The sequence below is a fragment of the Mycobacterium sp. IDUB_36 genome, from assembly GCF_055419225.1.
Genome location: NZ_JBVAXH010000001.1, coordinates 3,500,871 through 3,510,053 on the forward strand (window position 1 = coordinate 3,500,871; position 9,183 = coordinate 3,510,053).

At 68.1% G+C, this 9,183-nt stretch carries 8 protein-coding genes; 5 read left to right on the top strand and 3 right to left on the bottom strand.

Annotation, left to right across the window (positions count from 1 at the left end; all coding sequences use genetic code 11):
• Positions 1-30: 30 nt before the first annotated feature.
• The gene (locus ACZYW1_RS17445; RefSeq protein WP_463787435.1) at positions 31-627 is read right to left on the bottom strand and encodes a TetR/AcrR family transcriptional regulator; all 597 of its coding nucleotides are present in this window, start codon (positions 625-627) and stop codon (positions 31-33) included.
• Positions 628-756: 129 nt separating this feature from the next.
• Here ACZYW1_RS17445 and mshB point away from each other — a divergent pair, with 129 nt between their 5' ends.
• The 3 genes from mshB (at position 757) to ACZYW1_RS17460 (ending at position 4,852) form a co-directional block, all read left to right on the top strand.
• Positions 757-1,665, top strand: coding sequence for an N-acetyl-1-D-myo-inositol-2-amino-2-deoxy-alpha-D-glucopyranoside deacetylase (mshB, locus tag ACZYW1_RS17450; protein WP_463787436.1), 909 nt, complete (start codon positions 757-759; stop codon positions 1,663-1,665).
• Positions 1,666-1,733: 68 nt separating this feature from the next.
• Positions 1,734-2,144, top strand: coding sequence for a hypothetical protein (locus ACZYW1_RS17455; RefSeq protein ID WP_463787437.1), 411 nt, complete (start codon positions 1,734-1,736; stop codon positions 2,142-2,144).
• 128 nt (positions 2,145-2,272) lie between these two features.
• A complete protein-coding gene (locus tag ACZYW1_RS17460; RefSeq protein WP_463787439.1) occupies positions 2,273-4,852 on the top strand; it encodes a bifunctional FO biosynthesis protein CofGH in 2,580 nt (859 codons plus the stop codon).
• Between the two features lie 3 nt (positions 4,853-4,855).
• Here the strand turns inward: ACZYW1_RS17460 and ACZYW1_RS17465 are convergent, their stop codons facing one another.
• On the bottom strand, positions 4,856-6,874 hold the full coding sequence (locus ACZYW1_RS17465) for an FAD-dependent oxidoreductase (protein WP_463787440.1): 2,019 nt from the start codon (positions 6,872-6,874) through the stop codon (positions 4,856-4,858).
• Positions 6,871-7,425, bottom strand: coding sequence for a PadR family transcriptional regulator (locus ACZYW1_RS17470; RefSeq protein WP_463787441.1), 555 nt, complete (start codon positions 7,423-7,425; stop codon positions 6,871-6,873). The genes ACZYW1_RS17465 and ACZYW1_RS17470 overlap by 4 nt, the downstream gene beginning before the upstream one ends.
• A gap of 202 nt (positions 7,426-7,627) precedes the next feature.
• Here ACZYW1_RS17470 and fdxA point away from each other — a divergent pair, with 202 nt between their 5' ends.
• Complete coding sequence (fdxA, locus tag ACZYW1_RS17475) at positions 7,628-7,951, top strand: ferredoxin (protein ID WP_292980304.1); 324 nt, start codon at positions 7,628-7,630, stop codon at positions 7,949-7,951.
• A 23-nt stretch (positions 7,952-7,974) separates the two neighbouring features.
• On the top strand, positions 7,975-9,063 hold the full coding sequence (gene dapC, locus ACZYW1_RS17480) for a succinyldiaminopimelate transaminase (protein WP_463787443.1): 1,089 nt from the start codon (positions 7,975-7,977) through the stop codon (positions 9,061-9,063).
• Positions 9,064-9,183 lie beyond the last annotated feature (120 nt).

Consider the following 9,183-nt stretch of genomic DNA (forward strand, 5'->3'; position numbering starts at 1 on the left):
ACATCCGAAGCTGTTGTACGACAACGACATTCAGGTCGAACGCGGCAGCACGGTGTCGACGATCTGGGCCAGCTGCCGCTTGTTCGGCGGCGCGCCGGTGAGCAACATCTGCTGGTTGACCAGTGCGGTCCCCACCCTGGCGGTGTAGGGCGTCACCGCGTCGGCGTGGATTTCGCCGTTGGCCGCGCCGGCCTCCAGTATCGATTCGGTGATCCGCAGCCGGGGCCCGACCACGGCGTCGGTGAAGATCGCCCGCAATTCCGGCTCGTGCAGGAGCTGTTGCAGGCTGCCCAGACCGGGAAATGCGGTCTTGCCGGCGACCACGTCGCAGTGCGCGTTGAGCACGGCCAGCAGATTCTCCCGCGCCGATCGGTCCGGTCGCGGTTCCGGCAGCGGAGGCAGCGCGTAGAGCAGGGCCGCCTGGACCAGGTCGTGCTTGCTGGACCACCGTCGGTACAGCGCGGCCTTGCCGGTCCTGGCCCGCGCGGCGATGCCCTCCATGGTCAGGCCGCCGTAGCCGACCACGGCCAGCTCGGCCAGCGTCGCGTCGTAGAGGGCGTCTTCGAGCTGCTTGCCCCTACGACGGGTGCGGACTACTGCCCCGGCCGCCACCGTCTGCTGTCCCATCTGAAGATAGTAGCCAGCGACGTGCCTTTCGGGCGGACCGGCCTTTGCCCGTCGACAAGCTGTTTGTGCAGCTCAGAAGTTTCGATCGCGAAATCCTTTGCCCCGCAGCGCGCGAGTAGGGTGCGTGCCATGCTCCAGACTCCGCGGCTGCTGTTCGTGCACGCCCATCCCGACGACGAGACCATCACCAACGGTGTCACCATCGCCCACTACGTCGCGCGCGGAGCGCAGGTGCGGGTCGTCACGTGCACGCTCGGCGAAGAGGGCGAGGTCATTGGCGACCAGTGGGCGCAGTTGGCCGTGGACCACGCCGACCAACTCGGCGGCTACCGGATCGGTGAACTCACCGCCGCGCTCCGGGCGCTCGGCCTGGACGCTCCGGTCTATCTCGGCGGTCCGGGCCGGTGGCGCGACTCGGGCATGGTCGGTAGCGAGGCGCGCGGCCGGCAACGGTTCAGCGACGCCGACCAACGCGAGGCGGTCGGCGCGCTGGTCGCGATCATCCGCGAGATGCGCCCGCACGTCGTAGTGACCTACGACCCCGATGGCGGCTACGGCCACCCCGACCACATCCAGGCGCACGTCGTCACGGCCGCTGCGGTGGCCGCCGCCGAAAGCGGCGACGACTATCCCGGACAGCCCTGGTCGGTGCCGAAGTTCTACTGGACCGTCATCGCCCGCAGCGCTTTCATGGCCGGGTGGGCAGCGCTGGGCCCCGGCGATCTGCGCGAGGAATGGATCGTCCCGCCTCCGGACGGCGACTTCGGCGGGCTGGGTTATCCCGACGACGACATCGACGCCGTCATCGACGACCCGGATGCGCTACCGGCGAAGATCGCCGCGCTCCGGGCGCACGCCACCCAGCTCACCGTGGGACCCACCGGGCGCACGCTGGCCCTGTCGAACAACATCGCGCTGCCGATCGTGGGCCAGGAGCACTACATCCTGGCGGGCGGCTCCGCGGGCGACCGCGACGATCGCGGCTGGGAGACCGACCTGCTCTCCGGAGTCGACCTTGCCGAGACGGCCTCGCGGTAAGCTGCCGGAATGGACCCGGACCTGGACTACAACCAGCAGCACTGGCAGGACCGACTGGACAATTTCCAGTGGACGGTCATGTCCATCGTTTCGCAGTTGGACAGCATCCCGACCTGATCGTCTACCGCATCGTCGTGCTGGCGTTGCTGGCGGCCGACGGGATTCTGTCGGCGGTGGGCGGCGCCCTTCTTCTGCCGTCCTACATCGGCTCGGTGCCGTTCCCGGTCAGTGCCCTGGTCAGTGGCCTGATCAACGCCGGCTTGGTCTGGGCCGCCGCGCAGTGCACCGACTCGATCCGCCTGGCCGCGCTGCCGTTGTGGACCTGGCTGCTGGCGGTGCTGGTGATGTGCCTGCCCGGTCCGGGCGGCGATGTCATCTTCGCCGGCCGCGGAGTACTGGCTTACAGCCCGTTGTTGCTGCTCGCAGCGGGTTTACTGCCGCCTTTTTGGGTGCTGCTACGGCGCCGGCCCGCCCGCTGAGGGCAGGGACTCTTCGACGCACGACTGGAGGCTACTGTTGTCGCTCATGGCACGCGTCGGGTCGCGGATAGTTGGGAAATTCGGATGGACTCACGGATGAAATATCGCTGGCCGGAAGTTACACAAACGTGCCGTTGACTCCGGGCGAAGAGCCGACCTTGCTGCCCAGCCCGTCGGCCCCCCCTTCACCAGGCGGATCTGCGATGCGCCGGGTGCTACGGCGGGCCCGCGACGGGGTGGCCCTGAACATCGACGAGGCAGCGGTCGCGCTGACCGCCCGCGGTGACGATCTCGCCGACCTGTGTCGCAGCGCCGCGCGGGTACGTGACGCCGGCCTGGAGTCGGCCGGGCGCCGCGGCAGCAACGGCCGGCTGCCGGTCAGCTACTCCCGCAAGGTCTTCATTCCCGTCACTCATCTCTGCCGGGACTCCTGCCACTACTGCACGTTCGTCACGGTGCCGGGAAAGCTGCGCGCCCGCGGCGCCGGCATGTACCTCGAGCCCGACGAGATTCTCGACATCGCCCGGCGCGGCGCCGAACTCGGTTGCAAGGAAGCCCTGTTCACTCTCGGTGATCGCCCCGAAGACCGCTGGCCCGAAGCGCGGGAATGGCTGGACGAGCGCGGCTACGACTCCACCCTGTCGTACCTGCGCGCGATGGCCATCCGGGTGCTGGAGGAATCCGGGCTGCTGCCACATCTGAACCCGGGCGTGATGAGTTGGTCGGAGCTGTCGCGGCTCAAGCCGGTGGCTCCGTCGATGGGCATGATGTTGGAGACGACCTCGCGTCGGTTGTTCGAGACGAAAGGGCTTGCGCACTATGGCAGTCCGGACAAAGACCCCGAGGTTCGACTGCGCACGCTGACCGACGCGGGCCGGCTTTCCATACCGTTCACCACCGGTCTGCTGGTCGGCATCGGTGAGACGCTGCTCGAGCGCGCCGAGACGTTGCATGCGATTCGCAAGTCGCACAAGGAATTCGGCCACGTCCAAGAAGTGATCGTGCAGAACTTCCGGGCCAAGCAACACACCGCGATGGCCTCGACGCCCGACGCCGGAATCGACGACTTCCTGGCCACCATCGCGGTGTCGCGACTGGTCCTCGGTCCGGCGATGCGGATCCAGGCGCCGCCGAATCTGGTGTCGGAGCAGGAGTGCGTCGCCCTGATCGGTGCGGGTGTCGACGACTGGGGCGGCGTATCGCCACTGACCCCCGACCACGTCAATCCCGAGCGTCCGTGGCCCGCGCTCGACACGCTCGCCGAGGTCACCGCGGCGGCCGGCTACGACCTGGTGGAGCGACTGACCGCGCAGCCGAAGTACGTGCAGGCCGGCGCGGCGTGGATCGACCCACGGGTGCGCGGTCACGTTGTGGCACTTGCCGATCCGGCCACCGGACTGGCCCGCGACGTCAACCCCACGGGTATGCCGTGGCAGGAGCCCGACGACGTCGCCTCCGCCGGCCGGATCGACCTCAACGCGGCGATCGACACCGAAGGTCGCAAGACCGAGACCCGGAGCGACCTGGACAGCGCGTTCGGCGACTGGGAGTCGATCCGGGCCAAGGTGCACGACCTCACCGCCCAAGGCGCTCGTGCGCCCGAACGCCTGGCCGGCGACGTGCTGGCGGCGCTGCGGTCGGCTGAACGCAACCCGGCCTCCTGCACCGACGCTGACTACCTCGCGCTGGCGACCGCAGACGGACCGGCGCTGGAAGCTGTTGCTGCACTGGCAGATTCGCTGCGCCGCGACGTCGTCGGCGACGATGTGACGTTCGTGGTGAACCGCAACATCAACTTCACCAACATCTGCTACACCGGTTGCCGGTTCTGCGCGTTCGCGCAGCGCAAGGACGACGCCGACGCCTTCTCGCTGTCCGCCGACGAGGTGGCTCAACGGGCGTGGGAAGCACACGTGGCGGGCGCCACCGAGGTCTGCATGCAGGGCGGGATCGACCCGGAGTTGCCGGTCACCGGCTACGCCGACCTGGTCCGTGCGGTGAAGGCGCGGGTTCCGTCGATGCACGTGCACGCGTTCTCGCCGATGGAGATCTCCAACGGAGTGACCAAGAGTGGCTTGAGTATTCGCGAGTGGCTGACCAGCCTGCGGGAGGCCGGCCTGGACTCGATTCCCGGCACTGCCGCCGAGATTCTCGACGACGAGGTCCGCTGGGTGCTGACCAAGGGCAAGCTGCCCACCTCGATGTGGATCGACGTGGTGACCACCGCGCACGAGGTGGGCCTGCGTTCGTCCTCGACGATGATGTACGGCCACGTCGACGACCCGCGCCACTGGGTCGGGCATCTGAATGTGTTGCGCCGCATCCAGGATCGCACCGGTGGGTTCACCGAATTCGTGCCGCTGCCGTTCGTGCACCAGAACTCGCCGCTGTATCTTGCCGGTGCCGCCCGTCCGGGCCCCAGCCACCGCGACAACCGCGCGGTGCACGCACTGGCACGGATCATGTTGCACGGCCGCATCTCCCACATTCAGACCAGCTGGGTCAAGCTCGGCGTCGAGCGCACGCAGGTGATGCTCAACGGCGGCGCCAACGACCTGGGTGGCACGTTGATGGAGGAGACCATCTCGCGGATGGCCGGTTCGGAGTTCGGCTCGGCCAAGACCGTCGCGGAGCTGACTGCGATCGCCGAGGGTATCGGCCGTCCCGCCCGTCAGCGCACCACCGACTACAACCCGTTGGCGGCCTGAGCCTTACAGCCGGGCCGCCAGCTCGGTGCCCTGCTTGATCGCGCGCTTGGCGTCCAACTCGGCGGCGACGGCCGCTCCGCCGATGACGTGCGGTGTGACCCCGGCGCGGCGCAACTCGTCTTCGAGGTCGCGGACCGGCTCCTGGCCGGCGCAGACCACGACGTTGTCCACCTCGAGCAGCTGCGGGCGTTCCCGCTTCGAACCGAAGCTGATATGCAGACCCGCGTCGCTGACCCGCTCGTAGTTCACACCGGAAAGCTGTTGCACACCTTTGGCTTTCAGCGAAGCCCGGTGCACCCAACCGCTCGTCTTGCCGAGGTTTCGGCCCTGGCCGCCGCTGGAACGCTGCAGCAGGTACACCTCACGCGCCGGCGGGGCGGGGATCGGGGTGATCAGCGCTCCGGGCGCCTCCCACGGATCGGCCGCACCCCACTCGGTCTTCCAGTCTTTGAGGTTCAGCGTCGGCGAGGCATCCGTGACCAGGAACTCGCTGACGTCGAAACCGATTCCGCCGGCACCGATCACCGCGACACGTTTGCCGAGCGGCTTGACGCCGGTGATGGCTTCGCCGTAGGTCAGCACCATCGAGTGGTTGATGCCCGGGATGTCCGGAATCCGCGGTGTCACACCGGTGGCCAGCACCACGTGGTCGAAGCCGGCGAGGTCGGACGCCGACACCCGGCTGCCGAGCCGCACGTCCACGCCGTTGGTGTGCAGCATCGTGGTGAAGTACCGGATGGTCTCGTTGAACTCCTCTTTGCCCGGGATCCGGCGAGCCATGTCGAATTGGCCGCCGATGTAGTCGTTGGCCTCGAACAGCGTCACCTGGTGGCCACGGGCGGCGGCGTTGACTGCGGCGGCCAGCCCGGCCGGGCCGGCGCCGACCACGGCGATCGAGCGGGTTCGCCGGGTCGGTGAGAGCACCAGTTCCGTCTCTCGGCCCGCGCGCGGGTTGAGCAGGCAGGACACCGTCTTGTGCACGAACGCGTGGTCCAGGCAGGCCTGATTGCAGGCGATGCAGGTGTTGATCTCGTCGGCCCGCGAGGCCTGCGCTTTGAGCACCCATTCCGGGTCGGCCAGCAGTGGCCGGGCCATCGAAATCAGCTGCACGTGGGTGTCGGCCAGGATCTGCTCGGCCGCCTGCGGCATGTTGATCCGGTTGGACGCCACCACCGGAATGTCGACGTGCCCGGCGACCGCATGGCTGATGTCGACGAAGGCGTTGCTCGGCACCGAGGTGACGATGGTCGGCACCCGGGCCTCGTGCCAGCCGAAGCCGGAGTTGATCATCGTCGCGCCGGCAGCCTCGACTTCGCTTGCCAGCGTGAGGATGTCGTCCCAGGTTTGGCCGCCCTCGACGTAGTCGGCCATCGACATCCGGTAGCAGATGATGAAGTCGTTGCCGGTCGCGGCGCGGGCCCGCCGCACGATCTCGACGGGAAAGCGACGGCGCTTTTCGGCGGTGCCACCCCAGCCGTCCTTGCGGGTGTTGGTCCGCGGTGCCAGGAACTGGTTGAGCAGATACCCTTCGCTGCCCATGATTTCGACACCGTCGTAACCCGCCTCGCGGGCCAGCTGCGCGCACCGGGCGAAGTCGTCGATGGTGCTCTGCACGCCGCTGGACGAGAGTCGGCGTGGCCGAAACGGGTTGATCGGCGCCTTGATCGACGACGCGCTGACCGAAAGCGGGTGATACGCATAGCGGCCGGCGTGCAGAATCTGCAGCAGGATCTTGCCGCCACCGTCGTGCACGGCCCGGGTGATCTTGCGGTGCCGACGGACCTGCGAGGACGACGTCAGGTCCGAGGCGAACGGCAGCAGCCATCCGGTCCGGTTGGGCGCGTACCCGCCGGTGATGATCAGGCCGACGCCGCCGTGTGCCCGTTCGGCGAAGTACTCGGCGAGCCGGTCGGTATTGCGGGCGCGATCCTCCAGGCCGGTGTGCATCGAGCCCATGATCACCCGGTTGCGCAGCGTGGTGAAACCAAGGTCCAAGGGAGACAACAGGTGTGGGTAATTCATCGATTCTCCTGATCCAGGGCCGAGGCCACTTCGTCAAGCCAGCCGACGGTGCCTTCTTCGGTGCGTATCCCGCCACGCAACACGAGATACTGGTGTAAGGCGCTGTCGCGCAACGCCGCCGGATCTCCGAACTGCTTCTTCTCGAATCCGCGGTAGGTGTCCAGCAGTCGGGTGCGCTCGGCGCGCAGCACCAGAACCTGCTCGAGCAGCGCGGCGCGGTCACCGTAAGCGGCGCCGCGCAGCTTGACGGCCAGCTCGCGCGGGACGGCCCCGCCGGAACTGGCGCTGCTCAGCGGAGCGGCGATCCAGCGGGCCAATTCGGCGCGCCCGGCATCGGAAACGGTGTAGACCTTCTTGTCCGGCCGACCCTGCTGCGCCACCACGGTCGCCGACACCCAGCCTTCGGTCTCCATCGTCCGCAGCGTGCGGTAGATCTGCTGGTGGGTAGCACTCCAGAAGTAGCCGATCGAGCGGTCGAACCGGCGCGTCAGCTCGTAGCCGGACCCGGACTGCTCACACAGTGAGACCAGGATTGCGTGGGGGAGTGCCACCGGCGCAGCATAGGAACTCCGGGGCACCCTATGCAACTAGTTGCACTGCAGCGACGCGCATAGTGACCTGGTACTTGCTTTGTATATGCAACGTCTAGTATCAGTAACCAAGACATTCACACCCCGGGACGTGTTGCCGAGAAAAACGGCGAATACTGACCGGCTCAGCCAGACAGCCACTGGAGACCGTGAGGAGACGTCTGTGACGTACACGATCGCCGAACCCTGCGTCGATCTCAAAGACAAGGCATGTATCGAAGAGTGCCCGGTCGATTGCATCTACGAGGGCGCTCGGATGTTGTTCATCCACCCCGACGAGTGCGTCGACTGCGGTGCGTGCGAGCCGGTGTGCCCGGTCGAGGCGATCTACTACGAGGACGACGTCCCCGAGCAGTGGAGCCAATACACCCAGATCAACGCGGACTTCTTCGCCGAGCTCGGATCCCCCGGGGGCGCAGCGAAAGTCGGCCAGACCGACAACGACCCGCAACCGGTGAAGGACCTTCCGCCGCAGGAGAAGGACTGACCCGCTCGACTGATCGCCGGCGAGTGTCGGCTCTGTTGCCGGAGTTTCCGTGGGACACCCTGGCCGACGCGACCGCGCTGGCCAGGTCGCACCCCGGCGGCATCGTCGACCTCTCGGTCGGCACCCCCGTCGATCCGGTAGCCCCGCTGATCCGTGCGGCCCTTGCCTCGGCCGCCGCGGAGCCGGGATACCCCACCACCGCCGGCACACCGCAGCTACGCGAATCCGCGGTCACCGCGCTGAACCGGCGCTACGGCATCACCGGTCTGACCGAGTCGGCGGTGCTGCCGGTGATCGGCACCAAAGAGCTGATCGCCTGGCTGCCGACCCTGCTGGGCCTGGGTGCCGACGACCTCGTCGTGGTGCCCGAACTGGCTTACCCGACCTATGACGTCGGCGCCCGGCTTGCCCGCGCGCAGGTGGTCGTCGCAGACTCGCTCACCCAGATCGGCCCACAGGCCCCGGCGCTGCTGTTCGTCAATTCGCCCAGCAACCCGACCGGGCAGGTGCTCGGCGTGGACCATCTGCGCAAGCTGGTCGGCTGGGCCCGCGAGCGCGGCGTGATAGTCGCGTCCGACGAGTGCTACCTCGGCCTGAGCTGGGAAGCGGAGCCGCTGTCGGTGCTGCACCCGTCGGTGTCCGACGGCGACCACACCGGCCTGCTGGCGGTGCACTCGCTGTCCAAGAGTTCGTCGTTGGCCGGCTACCGCGCGGGCTTCGTCGCCGGCGATCCCGGACTGGTCGGCGAGCTGCTGGCCGTGCGCAAACACGCCGGGATGATGGTGTCGCGGCCGGTGCAGGCGGCCATGGTCGCCGCTCTGGACGACGACGATCACGAAGCCGAGCAGCGCGAGCGTTACCGGCGGCGCCGCGACGTGCTGTTGCCCGCCTTCCGATCGGCCGGCTTCACCGTCGACCACTCCGAGGCCGGCTTGTATCTGTGGGTCACCCGCGGCGAGGCGTGCCGCGACACCGTCGGCTGGCTCGCGGAGCGTGGCATTCTCGCCGCGCCCGGCGAGTTCTATGGTTCGCGGGGCGCCCGGCACGTGCGGGTGGCGCTGACCGCCACGGACGAACGGATCGCCGCGGCGGTCGAGCGTCTCGAGCGATGAGGAGGAGTCGGCGCTGATGCCGGCGACGACGATGCAGAGCGAAGCGATGAGGAGGAGTCGGCGCTGATGCCGGCGACGACGATGCAGAGCGAAGCGATGAGGAGGAGTCGGCGCTGATGC

Bases quoted from the DNA above. Each gene is read 5' to 3' on its own strand.
- ACZYW1_RS17465 (WP_463787440.1), bottom strand. From the start codon at position 6,874: ATGAATTACCCACACCTGTTGTCTCCCTTGGACCTTGGTTTCACCACG.
- ACZYW1_RS17445 (WP_463787435.1), bottom strand. From the start codon at position 627: ATGGGACAGCAGACGGTGGCGGCCGGGGCAGTAGTCCGCACCCGTCGT.
- mshB (WP_463787436.1), top strand. From the start codon at position 757: ATGCTCCAGACTCCGCGGCTGCTGTTCGTGCACGCCCATCCCGACGAC.